This is a genomic window from Acidovorax sp. LjRoot118, assembly GCF_964253575.1.
Taxonomy (GTDB): Bacteria; Pseudomonadota; Gammaproteobacteria; order Burkholderiales; family Burkholderiaceae_C; genus Acidovorax.
In genome coordinates this window covers 4,045,666-4,060,528 of sequence record NZ_CAXURB020000001.1, presented here as the reverse complement: position 1 = coordinate 4,060,528, position 14,863 = coordinate 4,045,666, and the positions used below count along the sequence as shown (strand labels likewise).

The following is a 14,863-nucleotide window of genomic DNA, read 5'->3' as shown; positions in this document are numbered from 1 at the left end:
GTTCGCTTATTTCTCTTTTGCCGCCTCTTTGAGCGCCACCTGCACGGTGTGCAGCATCTCCTCCAGTGGCGAGGGTTCCTCCCCCTCGTACGACACCGCCGCGCCGAAGTCCTGGGCCAGTGCGCAGCTGACCATCATCACGCAGGCCAGGTCCTTCATGCGGCCACCCCAGGTCATGGTGATGCAGTAGTCGCGGCCACCGGCAATGGCGGCGAAGTTCTCGTCGTCCCCCACCACATCCTGCGCCTCGCTGTAGTGGATCTCGAACCCCGGGCCTTCTGTGCCATTGAGCGTGAAGGGTAGAAAGCCCGAGTCATCGAAGCGCGTGAAGTCCGGGTGCAGCTGGAGGTCGAACCCGAGCCGGTCCAGCGAGGCCTGCAGCGTGGCGCGGTCGGGAACGGACTGGCGTTGGATGAAGGCGAACTGGCTGTTGGACATGGGGCTTCCTTGGTTGGTTGATTATCCGGCCTGTCCTGGCACGTGTGCCTGGGGCCGGACTGGGTGGGTGCCATCGTCTCCCGGTGCCACGGCTTCCCACCGCTACTCCAGAAACAGATCGGAAATTACGGACCGCAGCCACCGGTTGGCCGGGTCCTGCTGGTAGCGGTCGTGCCAGTGCTGCTTGATGGCAAAGACCGGCAGCGCGAACGGCGGTGCCAGGGCCTTGACGTCGGCGATGCGCACCAGGGTTTCCGCCAGGCGCTGGGGCACGGTCACCACCAGGTCCGTGTTGGCGACCAACGCGCCGATGCCCAGGTAGTTGGGCAGTTGCAAGGCCACGTTGCGTTCTATGCCGAGCCGTTCGAGCTCTTCCTCCACCAGGCTCTGGCCCGTGCCCGCCCCGGTGACCACCACGTGCCTCTCGCGCTTGAACATCGCCGGCGACAGGCGCGAGCGGATGCGTGGGTGCTGGCTGCGCACCACGCAGGCAAAGTCCTGGTCGAAAAGCTTCTGCTGGTAGAAGCCGGCTTCCAGTTGTGGCATGAAACCCACCGCCAGGTCGGCCTCGCCGGACTCGAGCATCTTGGGCGTCTGCCCCGAGATGTGCGTGATCTGCACGTTGATCCCGGGGGCGATGTCTCCCAGGCGGTTGATGAGTGACGGGAGCAGTGCCAGGTGGGTGATGTCGGTCATGCAGATGCGAAAGGTGCGCTGCGCCCTGGACGGATCGAAGACGGCCCGCTGCCGGGTGATCCCGCGCAGCAGCTCCAGTGCCTGGCGAACCGGCTCCACCAGCGAGGTGGCGTGGGGCGTCGGCAGCATGCCCTCCGACGTGCGCACGAACAGCGGGTCGCCAAAATGCCGCCGCAGCCGCGCCAGCGCGATGCTGATGGAGGACTGCGCAATGCCCAGGTTCTCCCCCGCACGCGACACGCTGCGTGTCTTGTAGACCTCGTCAAAAACGGTCAGCAGTTTCAGGTCCATTATTTGGATTTGCGTTTGGAGGTATTGACGCCATGGTATTGGCGCAATAGTGCCTGCAACCTAGCATTCGGGCAACCCTGCAATCCACGAAAGACAGACCCATGCAAGACGCCCAGCCCGCCACCCTGACCGAACCCAGCCGCAACACGCCCGTCTGGGGTGCATACGATGTCGTTGTGCTCGGAGGGGGGCCTGCGGGCATTGCAGCGGCCACCGCTGCGGCGCGGACCGGCCAGTCCACGTTGCTGGTCGAAAGCTACGGCTTCCTGGGGGGCATGGGCACGGCCGCAGGCGTGACGAACTTCTGCGGCCTGCATGCCAATGTGCACGGCACCATCGAGCGGGTGGTGCATGGCGTTGCCGATGACCTGCTGGCACGCATCGGCGCCCTCGGAGGCCTCAACGAGCCGCATGTGCTCTTTGGCAACAAGATCGCGGCCCAGGCCTATGACAACGCCGCGTTCAAGGTGGCTGCGGACGATCTGGTGCTCGCCAGCGGCGCGCAGCTGCTGTTCCACGCCACCCTGGTCGGGGTGCTGATGAACGGGCCGCAGGAGATCCGTGCGGCACTGATCGAAACCAAGTCCGGGCGCTACGCCGTGCTGGCCCGGGTTTTCATCGACTGCACGGGCGATGGGGACCTGGCGGCGTTTGCCGACGCGCCCTTCGAGAAAGGCACCGACGGGCACGGCATGATGTACCCCTCGACCATGTTCCGGGTCAACGGCGTGGATGCGGCGCAGGCGGGCGATGCCTACAACCACTTCGGCCAACTGATGGACGAGGCCGAAAAGCGCGGGCGCAGGTTCCCGCGCAAGACGCCCATCATCCGCCCGCAGAAGAACCCTGCGGAGTGGCGTGCCAACGTGACCCAACTGGCCAATGCCGATGGCAGCCCGGTGGACGGCACGAATGCCGCGCAGCTCAGCGATGCGGAGGTGCAGGGACGGCGCCAGATCGTCGACTTCTTCCAGTTCCTGCGCGAGTGCGCGCCGGGCTTTCAGAACGCCTACCTGCTGGAGATCGCACCGCAGGTCGGCGTGCGCGAAACCCGCCGCGTGCTGGGCGAGTACCAGTTGACCGAGGAAGACGTGCTGCAGTGCGCGAGCTTTGACGACAGCATCGGCGTCAACGGCTGGATGATCGAGGAGCACGTCGCCGGCAACATTGCCTTCAAGTGGCAGGACATCCCGAACAGCCGCGGCTTCAACCATCTGCCCTACCGCATGCTGCTGCCGCTGCAGGTCGACAACCTGCTGGTCGCGGGCCGGTGTGCATCGATGACCCACATGGGCCAATCAGCTGCGCGCGTATCGGGGGCTTGCTTCGTGATGGGCCAGGCGGCGGGTACTGCCGCCGCGCTGGCAGTCCGGGGTGGCGTCCGTCCGCGCGACCTGCCGGTCAAGACCCTGCAGCAGCGGCTGGAAGCCGACGGCGCCTACCTGGGCCGCGACGCGGCCTGACATCCCTCCCTATTCCAACAAGAACCCCCTGGAGACAATCCATGAAAAGACGCAGCCTGAACATGGCGGCACTGGCCGCTGCATGCAACGCTCTTGTACCTCCTCTGGCGCAGGCCCAGGCGACTTCTGCCTGGCCCACAAAGACGGTGCGCATCCTCGTCGGATTCCCGGGCGGGTCGAGCCCGGACATCGTGGCGCGCAGCCTGGCCGAGCCGCTGTCCAGGGTGCTGGGGCAGGCCGTCATCGTCGAAAACAAGGCCGGGGCGTCGGGCAACATCGCTGCGGACCAGGTGGCCAAGGCCACGGACGACCACACGCTGGGCATCGTCATCAATGGCAATCTGACCTCGGCCAGGATGCTGTACCCGAAACTCCCCTATGACCCCGCGAAGGATTTCAGCTATCTCTCCCTGCTGGCCACGGCACCCCTGGTGCTGGTGGCGCCCGCGAAGGAGCCCGATGGGGCTGCCTTCTTCGCCGCAGCGGCACGCAATGGGGACCGGTAGAACTACGGATCGGTCGGCAACGGCTCGGTGGGGCACCTGGGCATGGAGGTGCTCAAGACCAGGTCCAAGGGTCTGGCACCCATGCACGTACCGTTCAAGGGCAACCCCGAGGTGATCACCGGCTTGCTGGGGGGCGAGATCCAGATGGCGCTGGTGCCCCCGGGCATCGCCATGCCGCAGGTGCGGGCCGGCAAGCTCCGGGCCATCGGTCTTGCGGGTGGGCGCAGCACCGTGGCGCCCGAAGTGCCTTCGCTGGCCGATGCGGGCGTGCGCGACTTCCACCTGGAAGTGTGGACCGCCCTGGTGGGCCCGTCCAGGCTCTCCAGGGCGGCGCAGGACCGGCTGAATACCGAGGTCCCCCGCATCATGCGCAGCGCTGAAACCCGCGAGAAGCTGCTCAACCAGGGCTGGCAGGCCGTGGGCACGGCACCGGACGGCCTGGTCAGCCGCGTCAAGGACGAGGCCGCGATCATGGGCGGCATCATCACGGCCCGGGGGATCCGGCTGGAGTAGGGGCCCGCCACATCTGCCCGGGGGCTCGGCGGGAAGGGTTGGGCTCCCTTGCCCTCCCCACTGCACGGGTATGGGCTCATCTGGACCCGGTGCATTGGTGGCGCACGAAAGACGCCTTCACGCGGGCATGCGCGTGAAGCAGGCCCTGCGCTGCAGCATCTCGTCGGTCTGGCGTGTGGCGATTTCCAGGTCGTAGTAGGTGTGCGGCTCCGGGGGCGGCGGCGAGGGGAAAATGGTCAAGGTGCCGTAGAACGCAGGGCACATGAAATCGCCCGTGAGCACCCACCGGCCGTAGGGAGGGCTGTCGGCCGGATCACGGGTCCAGTACCCCCAGAAGATGGCCAGGGAGCCGGTGGACGCCGTGCGGCGTGCCGCAAGCTGGTTGGCAGTGTCCGGCGAGAAGTCCCCCACCGTGCCGCTGCCCGTGCAGTCGCCGTTGGTGTAGGTCAACGCACCATAGGTTTGGGTGAACAGCGTGGTCTCCTGGCGCACCATGCGCATAACGCTGCGCTGGCTCAGGTTGCTGCTGACCACATGGCAACCCTGGTGCTGCCAGTCGCCCGCGAGCAGGGCCACGTCCAGCTGCGGGGCGTCATCGCTCCCGCCTCCGCAGCCGGCCAGTGCGGCGGTGATGGCGATCAGCGAGAGGCAGGTTGCAAAGGCGGTGGGTGAAGTGGCAGAGAACAGTGAGGTCATGGCAAAAAGCCCGATTCTGTGGGCCCGTCCGATCCCTGAGAACCCTACCGGAGTAGGGGGCGGCTACCGGGCTTCAGCACTCGACGACGTTCACCGCCAGCCCGCCGCGCGAGGTCTCCTTGTACTTGACCTTCATGTCCGCGCCGGTCTGCATCATGGTCTTGATCACCTTGTCGAGCGAGACCACGTGCTGGCCGTCGCCGCGCAAGGCCATGCGCGCGGCGTTGATGGCCTTGATGGCGCCCATGGCGTTGCGCTCGATGCAGGGTATCTGCACCAGCCCGCCCACGGGGTCGCAGGTCATTCCGAGGTTGTGCTCCATGCCGATCTCGGCGGCGTTTTCCACCTGCTCGGGGCTGCCGCCCATCACGGCGGCCAGGGCGCCGGCGGCCATGGAGCAGGCCACGCCCACCTCGCCCTGGCAGCCCACCTCGGCGCCCGACAGCGACGCGTTCTTCTTGTAGATGATGCCGATGGCACCGGCGGTGAGGAGGAAGGTGGCGATGCCGTCCTCATCCGCGCCGGGCAGAAAGTTCACGTAGTACTGCAGCACGGCCGGGATCACGCCGGCCGCGCCGTTGGTGGGCGCGGTCACCACGCGGCCACCGGCGGCGTTTTCCTCGTTGACGGCCATGGCGTAGAGGTTCACCCAGTCCATCATCGACAAGGGGTCGCGCCGGGCGGCTTCGGACTGGGTGTTCAGGCTCTTGTGCAGCTCGGCCGCGCGGCGGCGCACGTGCATGGGGCCGGGCAGGGTGCCGGTGGCCGCACAGCCGCGCTGCACGGCACGGGCCATGGTGTGCCAGATGGCCAGCAACTGGCGGCGCAACTCGGCGGCGCTGCGCCAGTGCAGTTCGTTGGCTACCATGATCTGACCCACCGCCATGCCGGTGGCCTGGCACTGGGCCAGCAAGTCGGCCCCGGTGCTGAAGGGGTAGGGCAGGCCGTTGCCGTGCCCGGCGGCGCCGGGCCCCGATGCCGCTGCCGAGTTCAGCACGCGCTCGCCCGCCGCATCCGTCACGAAGCCGCCGCCCACCGAGTAGTACTCGCGCTCGGCGATCTTCACGCCGTTGGCATCCAGCGCGTGGAAGGCCATGCCGTTGGGGTGCAAGGGCAGGCTGCGGCGGCGAAACAGCAGGTGCTCCTTTTCGACGAAGGGCACGGCGTGCTCGCCCAGCAGGGCCAGGCTGCGGCTGGCGCGGATCTGGGCAATGGTGGGGGCTATCTGGTCGGGGTCGATGCGGTCGGGCTCATGCCCGGCCAGGCCCAGCAGCACGGCGGTGTCGGTGCCATGGCCTACGCCGGTGGCCGAGAGCGAGCCGAACAGCTCCACCACCACGCTGTGCACCGCCGCCAGGCCCACCGTGGCCTTCAGGTGGCAGGCAAACTGCCGCGCCGCGATCATGGGCCCCACGGTGTGCGAGCTGGAGGGGCCGATGCCGATCTTGAAGAGGTCGAAAACGCTGACGGACATGGGGTGCTGTGCCTTCAATGGGATACCGGTGGGTTCGGTGAACAACAGCGACGGCCGCATGCCGCCGGCCCATGCACAGAGAAGACAGCGATGGCGCGGGTGGCGCCATCGCTGGCCGGTCGATCATGAACAAGACAACATGCGTCTTCGCACTGCCAGCACTCTTGGCGCTGGAGTGGGGGCGAGGCTAACCGCACGGCTCCGTGGCAGCACACGCGTTATCCCTGAGCGGTTCGACCGGGCACGGGGGCAAGGCCGGTGGCTGCCGTCGATTGCTATGCCTTGGATAGCAACCTATTGATGCGCCACAATGGTCTCAGGCCATAACGGTGCGTCTTGACAAGGCGTCGCTGGCCTGGCTTGCCGCCCATGAATGTTTCTTACACAGCGCCTCTGTCTGCCCTGTGCGCCACCACCAGTGCAATTTCAACCAGGGGTGCCGCAGCCGCCTGGCCTGCCGCGCCGGCCGCGGGGGGCTGTGGCCGTGCCAGCGAATGGGCGTGCACCGCCGGTGGTGCCACCTGCTGGCGGGCCAGGCCGCCGGCCATCCAGCCGCACACCATGCGCCTGGCGTCCGCTATGCGGGCGGGTTCGCGCACGAACAGCTCGCACGAGAGGGTGCGGTGCCTGTGGCTGCCGGCCTCGCGCAGCAGGCGGTCGGCGGCGGCCAGCACCTGGGCCAGGCTGTGCTCCAGATCCTGTGCGGGCGAGGGTGTTGCAGCGGTGTTCAGGCAGGTGATGCGCACGCACAGCGAGGTGGGCGCGTGGCGCACGCCCACACGCAACCGGGCCACCACGCGCGGTGCTGTCGCGGTCAGGCTGGCGGCGGGCGGGGCGGTGCTGCAATCGATGGCCATGGTGTTGTGATTCGGGTCGCGTTGTGTTCGTTCCGTCAGTCCAGCGTGCCCAGACGGCGGGCGCTGGCGGCCACGGCCCCCAGCAGACCCGCCAGCAGCAGCAAGGCGGCCACCAGGCTGGTGCCGTGCGCCACGAAGCCGATCAGCGCCGGGCCCATGAGCACGCCGGCATAACCCATGGTGGCAATCGCGGGAACCGCCAGGCTCTCCGGCATGGCGTGCTGCCTGCCAGCGAGTGAAAACAGCACCGGCACGATGTTCGAGCAGCCCAGGCCCACCAGCGCAAAACCGGGCAGGGCCAGAGGCCAGGTGGGCGCCAGCGTGGCCAGCCCCAGGCCGGCAGCGGCCAGCAGGGCGCCTGTGAGCACCGTGCGCTGCGGGCCTATGCGGCGGACCCAGCGGTCCCCGGTGAGGCGGCCCACCGTCATGGCCGTGGCGAAGGCGGCATAGCCCAGGCCCGCGCGCTCGGCGGGCATGCCCTGCACCTGGGTGAGGAACACGGCGCTCCAGTCCAGCATGGCGCCCTCGGCCAGGAAGAGGATGAAGCACAGCGTGCCGATGAACAAGACCACGCCCGTGGGGCGGGCGAAGGCCGGGCCGCTCTGCGCGCCGCCGCCGGCCAGGAAATGTGGTGCCGCCAGCGCCAGCAGTGCCAGCACCACGGCCGCCACGGCGGCGGTGGCCTGACCCAGCGAGGTACCCAGCACACCCAGCAGCACGATCATGCCGCCGGCCCCTGCCACACCGCCCAGGCTGAACAGCCCGTGAAAGCCCGACATCATGGGCCGGCCACTGGCCCGCTCGACGAGGATGGCCTGGATGTTGCCCGCGCAGCCCAGCCCGCCGATGCCCGCGCCGAACAGGAACAGCGCCACGCCCAGCCAGGGCGCCGTGGGCGCCAGGGCCAGCAGCGGCAGGCTGGCGCAGACCAGCAGCGCGGACGCCACCAGCACCCGCCGGCAGCCCCAGCGCGCGCTGAGCGCACCGGCCAGCGGCATGGAGACGATGGAGCCTGCGCCCATGCACAGCAACAGCAGGCCGAGTGTGGCCTCGTGGAGGGACAGCTGTGCCTTGGTGAAGGGCACCAGCGGCGCCCAGGCCGCCATGGCAAAGCCGCTGATGAAGAAGGCCACGCGCGTGGCGTGCGCCGCTGCCCGGCTGGCGGCCAAAGGGCGTGCCGGGGCCGTGGCAGAGATCGGTGCGGTTGTGCTTGCGCTGGAAGCCGTCATGGTGGGCAGGGGGATAGCCAGTGTGGCGCCGTTGGATGGCGGGGCGATGACGCTGCGACCATGCCCTGGGCTGGCGGGAGGGCTTTGCACCGGTGGTGGCCGGGCGGGCCGTTGCGCAGGCATGTCGCAGGCCCGGCACATGATGAGCAAATCTAACCAGTTGTGTCCTTGCATGGGGCCGATGCTACGCAGTGGCGCTACGGAAGACTATCGACAATAATTCGCAAACTCATGAAACCAGCTCATGCCAAAAATGGTCACGCCGTCCCGGGCTCGCCCCGCCGCCTGCCGCCGCTGAACATGCTGCGCGCCTTCGAGGCGGCAGGCCGGCTGCTCAGCGTGACGCAGGCCGCGCACGAACTGTCGGTGACGCAAAGCGCCGTCAGCCACCAAATCAAGGCGCTGGAGGAATGGCTGGGCGTGGCCCTGGTGCAGCGCGAGGGGCGGGGCCTGGCGCTCACGCCGCCGGGCGCTGCCTACCTGCCGGGGCTGACCAGCGCGCTGGACCTGATGGCCCGGTCCACCGCCGGCATCAAGCGGCCCACGCGACGCAACACGCTGGCGGTGAATGCCACCTCCACCTTCGCCACGCAGTGGCTGATCCCGCGCCTGGCGGCGTTCTGCGCGCAGATGCCGGGGCTGGATGTGCAGCTCGTCACGACGGTGGGGCATCTGGACTTCGAGCCGGCGGACTATGACGTCTCGATCCGCTGCTTTGCCGATGGCGAACTGGCGCTGCTGCAGCAGCGCACACCCTGGCGCGGCATCCGTGCGGGTGCGTTTCTTCCCGATGTGCTCACCCCCGTGTGCAGCCCCGCGCTGCTGGCGGGCGCCAAGGCCATCCAGGCGCCACGCGATCTGGCGCGGCACACGCTGCTGCACAGCCGCTCGACCCCGCTGGTGTGGCAGCAGTGGCTGCAGGAGGCGGGCACGCAGGACATCCAGCCCGCCGGCGACCTGGTGTTCGACCATGCCCACCTGAGCGTGCAGGCCGCCATCCAGGGCCTGGGCGTGGCGCTGGGCAACCCGCGTTTCCTGGGCGAGGCGCTGGCCAGCGGGTTGCTGGCCATGCCTTTCCCGCAGCTGCTCTCGGGCGACAAGAAGTATTACTGGATGCTCTCGCCACGCGCCGCGCAGGATGCGGCGTCGGTGGCGTTCTGCGACTGGCTGGCGGTGGCCTGAGCCGCCCGCCGGGCATTGACCGCTTACATCACCAGCGCCCGCCCCAGCATCACGCACCAGTCCCAGGGATTGAGCTTGGGGCGCGTGTGCATGCTGGCGCCCCTGAGGGCCTGCACCTTGTCCAGGATGCGCAGGCCGCCTTGTACCACCAGACGCAGCTCCCAGCCTGCGCGGCCGGGCAGGCGGTGCACCAGCGGCGCGCCGCGCAGCATGCTGGCGCGGGCCCAGGCGGCGCAGTCCAGGATCAGGCGGGCGTTCTCTGGCGTGCTGCGCAGCTCCAGCAGCTCGGCCTGGCAGGCGCCGTGGGCAGCGCAGTCCTCGCGCGGCAGGTAATGGCGTCCGCGCGGGATGTCCACGCTCAGGTCCTGCCAGAAATTGGCCAATTGCAGCGCGGTGCAGATGTCGTCGCTCTGCGACAGGGCCTCTTCCCCGTCCACGCCGTACAGGTGCAGCAGCAGCCGGCCCACGGGGTTGGCCGAGCGGCGGCAGTAATCGACCAGCTCGGTGCGGTCGGCGTAGCCGTCGGCATCGCGGGTTTTTTCCACGTCCTGGGCAAAGGCGCTGAGCAGGTCGGCGAGCAGCGGCACGGGCAGGTGGTGGCTGACCAGCACGGCCTGCAGCGGCACGAACACATCGGCCCAGCGGGGCGAGGGGGCATGGCCCTCGGCGATGGCCGAGAGGTCTGCGTTGAACGCGGCCAGATCGGCCAGGCGCTCGGCGGGTGGGGCATCGCCCTCGTCGGCGATGTCGTCGGCCGTGCGTGCGAAAGCGTAGATGGCGGCGATGACGGGGCGCAGGTGCGGCGGGCACAGCAGCGATGCGACGGGGAAATTTTCGTAATGCGTGACCGGCGGGGCCACTGCGGGGGCGGTGGATGGGGCGGCAGCGGGCGAGGTGCTTGGGGTGGGGTTCACGGCATGGATTGTCGCTTGACAAGGCGGAGACGTTCTCATAGATTACTAACCAGTCAGTCAGTAACTTGTTTTGTCAGTGTTAACCCTGAACGACCTGGCGGTCGTGGGGGTGGCGCTGGCCGACCTTCGTGTTGCCCTTTTCATTCACCGGATTTTCCATGCGCACACCCTCCGCTTCGCGGCCCATTCACCGGCCCTCCAGGTTTTTGTTGCTGGCGGCCTCGGCCCTGGTGCTGGCCGCCTGCTCGCGGCCCGCCCCGCCCGAGGAGCCGGTGCGCTCCGTCAAGCTGATGACGGTCGGCGTGGGAGCATTGCAGTCGCAGGTGGAATACGCCGGTGAGGTGCGTGCCCGCGTGGAATCGCGCCTGGGCTTTCGCGTGGCGGGCAAGATCGTGCAGCGCCAGGCCGAACTCGGCCAGCGCGTGAAGGCCGGCGACGTGCTCGCCCAGCTCGACCCGCGCGACTACCAGCTGGCGGCCGACTCGGCGCGTGCGCAACTGGCCTCGGCCACCACGCAGCGCGACCTGGCGGCGGCCGACTACAAGCGTTACCAGACCCTGAAGGACCAGAACTTCATCAGCGGCGCCGAGCTGGAGCGCCGCGACGCGACCTTGAAGGCCGCGCAGGCCACGCTGGACCAGGCGCGTGCGCAACTGTCGTCGCAGGGCAACCAGGCCACCTACACGCGCCTGGTGGCCGACGTGTCGGGCGTGGTCACGGGCATTGAGGCCGAGCCGGGCCAGGTCGTCTCTGCCGGTACGCCGGTGGTGCGCATTGCCCAGGACGGCCCGCGCGACGTGGTGTTTGCCGTGCCTGAGGACAAGGTCGCCCAGATCGCTGTGGGCTCCGACGTGGCCGTGCGCGGCTGGTCGGGCGGTGCCGAGCTGGCGGGCAAGGTGCGCGAGGTGGCGGCCAGTGCCGATGCGGCCACGCGCACCTTCCAGGTCAAGGTGGCCATCGAGGGCAAGGATGCACCGGCGCTGGGCGCCACGGTGTATGCCCAGCCCAAGGCGCTGGGCCATGCCGGCGTGGTGGCCATCAAGCTGCCCACCAGCGCGCTGCGCCAGGAGGGTCAGTCCACGGCCGTGTGGGTGTACGACCCGGCCACCAGCACCGTCAAATCACAGGTGGTGCAGATCGCCACGGCCGACGGCAACGATGCCGTGGTGGCCGCAGGCCTGACCCCCGGCATGCAGGTGGTGGCCACGGGCGTGCACGTGCTCTCGCCTGGGCAGAAGGTCATGATCTACCAGCCCAAGTCGAGCGGTGCCCCTGCGGCCAAGGCGCAGACGGCTGCCGGCAATGTGGCGCTGCCTGCAGCGCCCCCCGCGCCAGCGGCGACGCCCGTGGCTGCGGCCCCTGCTTCCAAGTAAGGGCCCGCCATGAGCCAGATCCAACCAAAAGAGGGGTTCAACCTCTCCAAATGGGCGCTCGACCACCCGGCGCTCACGCGCTACCTGATGGTGGTGCTGATGCTGCTGGGCTTTGCCGCCTACTTCCAGCTGGGGCAGGACGAAGACCCGCCCTTCACCTTCCGCGCCATGGTGGTGCGCACCTACTGGCCCGGCGCCACGGCGCAGCAGGTGGCCGAGCAGGTCACCGACAAGCTCGAGCGCACCCTGCAGGAGGTGCCCTACGCCGACAAGATCCGCAGCTATTCCAAGCCCGGCGAGTCGCAGATCATCTTCCAGATCAAGGACTCGTCCAAGGGCAGTGAGGTGGCCAACGTCTGGTACACCGTGCGCAAGAAGATCGGGGACATGCGCTACACGCTGCCCACGGGCATCCAGGGGCCGTTCTTCAACGACGACTTCGGTGACGTGTATGGCGTGATCTACGCGCTCGAATCCGAAGGCTTCAGCTACGCCGAACTCAAGAACTTTGCCGACGATGCACGCCAGCAGCTGCTGCGCGTGCCCGACGTGGCCAAGGTCGAACTCTTCGGCGTGCAGGACGAGAAGCTCTTCATCGAAATCTCGCAAAAGCGCCTGTCGCAGCTGGGCCTGGACATGAACCAGGTGCTGGCCCAACTGGGCCAGCAGAACGCCGTGGAAGGCGCGGGCGCCGTGCAGACCCCGCTGGACCAGGTGCAGGTGCGCGTGGCCGGCCAGTTCAATGCGGTGGAAGACCTCGCGGCCATGCCGATCCGCGGCCCCTCTGGCGCCCAGCTGCGCCTGGGCGACATCGCCGAGATCAAGCGTGGCTACGTGGAGCCCACCGCCGTGAAGGTGCGCCACCAGGGCAAGGAAGTGATCGCCCTGGGTGTCTCCATGACCAAGGGCGGCGACATCATCGCCCTGGGCAAGGCGCTGCATGTGGCCACCGACCGCATCGGCGCCGCGCTGCCCGCCGGCGTGAAGCTGGTGAACGTGCAGGACCAGCCCAAGGCCGTGGCCACCTCGGTCAACGAATTCGTGAAGGTGCTGATCGAGGCCGTGGTCATCGTGCTGGCCGTGAGCTTCGTCGCCCTGGGTTTCCACCGCCGCCCCGGCAAGCAGCCACTGTGGAAGCGCTGGTACATCGACCCGCGCCCCGGCCTGGTGGTGGGCATCACCATTCCCATGGTGCTTGCCGTGACATTCCTGGGCATGTGGTACTGGAACATCGGGCTGCACAAGATCTCGCTGGGTTCGCTCATCATCGCCCTGGGCCTGCTGGTGGACGACGCCATCATCGCCGTGGAGATGATGGTGCTCAAGCTCGAAGAGGGCTACGACAAGGTGCGCGCCGCCACCTTCGCCTACGAGCTCACGGCCATGCCCATGCTCACGGGCACGCTGATTACGGCGGTGGGCTTTCTGCCCATCGGCATCGCCAAGTCGACCACGGGCGAGTACACCTTCGCGATCTTCGCGGTGACGGTGCTCGCGCTGGTCCTGAGCTGGATCGTGTCGGTCTACTTCGTGCCCTACCTGGGCACCCTGCTGCTCAAGGTGCCGGCCCATGTGGCCCACGCGCAAGAGCACCACGGCGTGGAGGCGGGCGGGCACGAGGTGTTCGACAGCCCGTTCTACAACTTCTTTCGCCGCCTGGTGACCTGGTGCGTGCGCCACCGCTGGATCACCATCGCTCTCACCGTGGGTACGTTTGCCCTGGGCATCTTCGGCATGGGCCAGGTGCAGCAGCAGTTCTTCCCCGATTCGAGCCGCCCCGAGATCATCGTCGACGTGTGGTTCCCCGAAGGCACGTCCTTCGCGGGCAACGAAGAGGTCACCAAGCGCGTGGAAGCGCGCCTGCTGGCCGAGCCGGGCGTGAACACCGTGAGCACCTGGGTGGGCTCGGGCGTGCCGCGCTTCTACCTGCCGCTGGACCAGGTGTTCCCGCAGAGCAACGTGTCGCAGTTCATCGTGGTGCCGCAGGACCTGAAGGTGCGCGAGAGCCTGCGCATCAAGCTGCCCGGCCTGCTGGCGCAGGAGTTCCCTGAAGTGCGTGGCCGCGTGAAGCTGCTGCCCAATGGGCCACCCGTGCCGTACCCGGTGCAGTTCCGCGTGGTCGGGCTGGACCCGCTGGTGCTGCGCGAGCGCGCCGACGAGGTCAAGGCCGCCCTGCGCGAGAACCCCCAGATGCGTGGCGTGAACGACAACTGGAACGAGTCCGTGAAGGTGCTGCGCCTGGAAGTGGACCAGGCCAAGGCGCGCGCCCTGGGCGTGACCAGCCAGTCCATCGCCCAGGCCAGCAAGACCATCCTCTCGGGCACGCAGGTGGGCCAGTTCCGCGAGGGCGACAAGCTAATCGACATCATGCTGCGCCAGCCGCTCGATGAGCGCAACGCCATCACCGACATCGCCAACGCCTACCTGCCCACGGCCTCGGGCAAGTCGATCCCGCTCACGCAGATCGCCAAGCCCGTGTTCACCTGGGAGCCGGGCGTGATGTGGCGTGAGAACCGCGACTACGCCATCACGGTGCAGGGCGACGTGACCGAAGGCGTGCAGGGCGCCACCGTCACCGCGCAGCTGCTGCCGGGCCTGCGCGCCATCGAGGCCAAGTGGCGTGAGGCGGGGCAGGGCGGCTACCGCATCGAGGTGGCAGGCGCCGTGGAGGAAAGCTCCAAGGGTTCGGCCTCCATTGCGGCGGGCATCCCGATCATGCTGTTCGTCACCTTCACGCTGCTGATGCTGCAGTTGCACAGCTTCAGCCGCGCGATGCTGGTGTTCCTGACCGGGCCGCTGGGACTGGCCGGCGTGGCAGGCGCGCTGATCCTGCTCAACCGCCCCTTCGGCTTTGTGGCGCTGCTGGGCGTGATCGCGCTGATGGGCATGATCCAGCGCAACTCGGTGATCCTGATCGACCAGATCGAGCAGGACCGCGCCAAGGGCATCCCCGCGTGGGACGCCATCGTCGAATCCGCCGTGCGCCGGCTGCGCCCCATCGTGCTCACGGCCGCTGCTGCGGTTCTGGCCATGATCCCGCTGTCGCGCAGCGTGTTCTGGGGCCCGATGGCCGTGGCCATCATGGGCGGGCTGATCGTGGCCACGGTGCTGACTTTGCTGGCCCTGCCGGCGATGTACGCGGCCTGGTTCCGCGTGAAGCGGCCCGAGGACGAGCGCGCCGCCCTGGCCTGAGTGCCCGCCGATGGCCATCCCCCTGCCGCTGGCAGGGGT

Annotated in this window: 11 protein-coding genes and 1 pseudogene; 5 read left to right on the top strand and 7 right to left on the bottom strand. The window is 68.4% G+C overall.

Annotated features, from left to right (window positions below):
- Window positions 1-6: 6 nt before the first annotated feature.
- Both ACSQ9E_RS19195 and ACSQ9E_RS19190 read right to left on the bottom strand, forming a co-directional pair.
- Window positions 7-438, bottom strand: coding sequence for a hypothetical protein (locus tag ACSQ9E_RS19195; protein WP_436218853.1), 432 nt, complete (start codon window positions 436-438; stop codon window positions 7-9).
- A 102-nt stretch (window positions 439-540) separates the two neighbouring features.
- Entirely contained in the window at window positions 541-1,425 is an 885-nt protein-coding gene (locus ACSQ9E_RS19190; protein ID WP_057264155.1) for a LysR family transcriptional regulator, read from the bottom strand.
- Window positions 1,426-1,526: 101 nt separating this feature from the next.
- Here ACSQ9E_RS19190 and ACSQ9E_RS19185 point away from each other — a divergent pair, with 101 nt between their 5' ends.
- Both ACSQ9E_RS19185 and ACSQ9E_RS19180 read left to right on the top strand, forming a co-directional pair.
- Window positions 1,527-2,888 (top strand): FAD-dependent oxidoreductase, encoded by a 1,362-nt coding sequence (locus ACSQ9E_RS19185; RefSeq protein ID WP_057200970.1) that lies wholly within the window; start codon window positions 1,527-1,529, stop codon window positions 2,886-2,888.
- A gap of 62 nt (window positions 2,889-2,950) precedes the next feature.
- A pseudogene (locus ACSQ9E_RS19180) lies at window positions 2,951-3,907 on the top strand (Bug family tripartite tricarboxylate transporter substrate binding protein).
- Window positions 3,908-4,024: 117 nt separating this feature from the next.
- Here ACSQ9E_RS19180 and ACSQ9E_RS19175 read toward each other — a convergent pair.
- The 4 genes from ACSQ9E_RS19175 to ACSQ9E_RS19160 form a co-directional block, all read right to left on the bottom strand.
- Window positions 4,025-4,603 (bottom strand): hypothetical protein, encoded by a 579-nt coding sequence (locus ACSQ9E_RS19175; RefSeq protein ID WP_436218852.1) that lies wholly within the window; start codon window positions 4,601-4,603, stop codon window positions 4,025-4,027.
- Between the two features lie 73 nt (window positions 4,604-4,676).
- The gene (locus tag ACSQ9E_RS19170) at window positions 4,677-6,077 is read right to left on the bottom strand and encodes an L-serine ammonia-lyase (protein WP_436218851.1); all 1,401 of its coding nucleotides are present in this window, start codon (window positions 6,075-6,077) and stop codon (window positions 4,677-4,679) included.
- A 380-nt stretch (window positions 6,078-6,457) separates the two neighbouring features.
- A complete protein-coding gene (locus tag ACSQ9E_RS19165) occupies window positions 6,458-6,934 on the bottom strand; it encodes a hypothetical protein (protein ID WP_436218850.1) in 477 nt (158 codons plus the stop codon).
- Between the two features lie 35 nt (window positions 6,935-6,969).
- Window positions 6,970-8,163: an MFS transporter gene (locus tag ACSQ9E_RS19160; RefSeq protein ID WP_157412396.1), complete on the bottom strand. Its 1,194-nt coding sequence runs from the start codon at window positions 8,161-8,163 to the stop codon at window positions 6,970-6,972.
- Between the two features lie 231 nt (window positions 8,164-8,394).
- On the opposite strand from ACSQ9E_RS19160, the gene ACSQ9E_RS19155 reads away from it, so the two are divergent.
- On the top strand, window positions 8,395-9,345 hold the full coding sequence (locus ACSQ9E_RS19155) for a LysR substrate-binding domain-containing protein (protein ID WP_235514336.1): 951 nt from the start codon (window positions 8,395-8,397) through the stop codon (window positions 9,343-9,345).
- Window positions 9,346-9,368: 23 nt separating this feature from the next.
- Here ACSQ9E_RS19155 and hpnC read toward each other — a convergent pair whose 3' ends face one another.
- Window positions 9,369-10,259: a squalene synthase HpnC gene (gene hpnC, locus ACSQ9E_RS19150; protein ID WP_436218849.1), complete on the bottom strand. Its 891-nt coding sequence runs from the start codon at window positions 10,257-10,259 to the stop codon at window positions 9,369-9,371.
- Window positions 10,260-10,417: 158 nt separating this feature from the next.
- Here hpnC and ACSQ9E_RS19145 point away from each other — a divergent pair, with 158 nt between their 5' ends.
- Both ACSQ9E_RS19145 and ACSQ9E_RS19140 read left to right on the top strand, forming a co-directional pair.
- The gene (locus tag ACSQ9E_RS19145; protein WP_436218848.1) at window positions 10,418-11,632 is read left to right on the top strand and encodes an efflux RND transporter periplasmic adaptor subunit; all 1,215 of its coding nucleotides are present in this window, start codon (window positions 10,418-10,420) and stop codon (window positions 11,630-11,632) included.
- A gap of 9 nt (window positions 11,633-11,641) precedes the next feature.
- Window positions 11,642-14,824 carry an efflux RND transporter permease subunit gene (locus ACSQ9E_RS19140; RefSeq protein WP_057264141.1) on the top strand — a complete coding sequence of 1,061 codons (3,183 nt, stop codon included), beginning with the start codon at window positions 11,642-11,644 and terminating at the stop codon, window positions 14,822-14,824.
- The last annotated feature ends 39 nt before the right edge of the window (window positions 14,825-14,863 follow it).

Excerpts from the sequence above, each read along its gene's own strand:
- ACSQ9E_RS19165 (WP_436218850.1), bottom strand. The coding sequence starts at position 6,934 with ATGGCCATCGATTGCAGCACCGCCCCGCCCGCCGCCAGCCTGACCGCG.
- ACSQ9E_RS19185 (WP_057200970.1), top strand. The coding sequence starts at position 1,527 with ATGCAAGACGCCCAGCCCGCCACCCTGACCGAACCCAGCCGCAACACG.
- ACSQ9E_RS19170 (WP_436218851.1), bottom strand. The coding sequence starts at position 6,077 with ATGTCCGTCAGCGTTTTCGACCTCTTCAAGATCGGCATCGGCCCCTCC.
- ACSQ9E_RS19145 (WP_436218848.1), top strand. The coding sequence starts at position 10,418 with ATGCGCACACCCTCCGCTTCGCGGCCCATTCACCGGCCCTCCAGGTTT.
- ACSQ9E_RS19190 (WP_057264155.1), bottom strand. The coding sequence starts at position 1,425 with ATGGACCTGAAACTGCTGACCGTTTTTGACGAGGTCTACAAGACACGC.
- ACSQ9E_RS19160 (WP_157412396.1), bottom strand. The coding sequence starts at position 8,163 with ATGACGGCTTCCAGCGCAAGCACAACCGCACCGATCTCTGCCACGGCC.
- ACSQ9E_RS19140 (WP_057264141.1), top strand. The coding sequence starts at position 11,642 with ATGAGCCAGATCCAACCAAAAGAGGGGTTCAACCTCTCCAAATGGGCG.
- ACSQ9E_RS19155 (WP_235514336.1), top strand. The coding sequence starts at position 8,395 with ATGAAACCAGCTCATGCCAAAAATGGTCACGCCGTCCCGGGCTCGCCC.
- ACSQ9E_RS19175 (WP_436218852.1), bottom strand. The coding sequence starts at position 4,603 with ATGACCTCACTGTTCTCTGCCACTTCACCCACCGCCTTTGCAACCTGC.
- ACSQ9E_RS19195 (WP_436218853.1), bottom strand. The coding sequence starts at position 438 with ATGTCCAACAGCCAGTTCGCCTTCATCCAACGCCAGTCCGTTCCCGAC.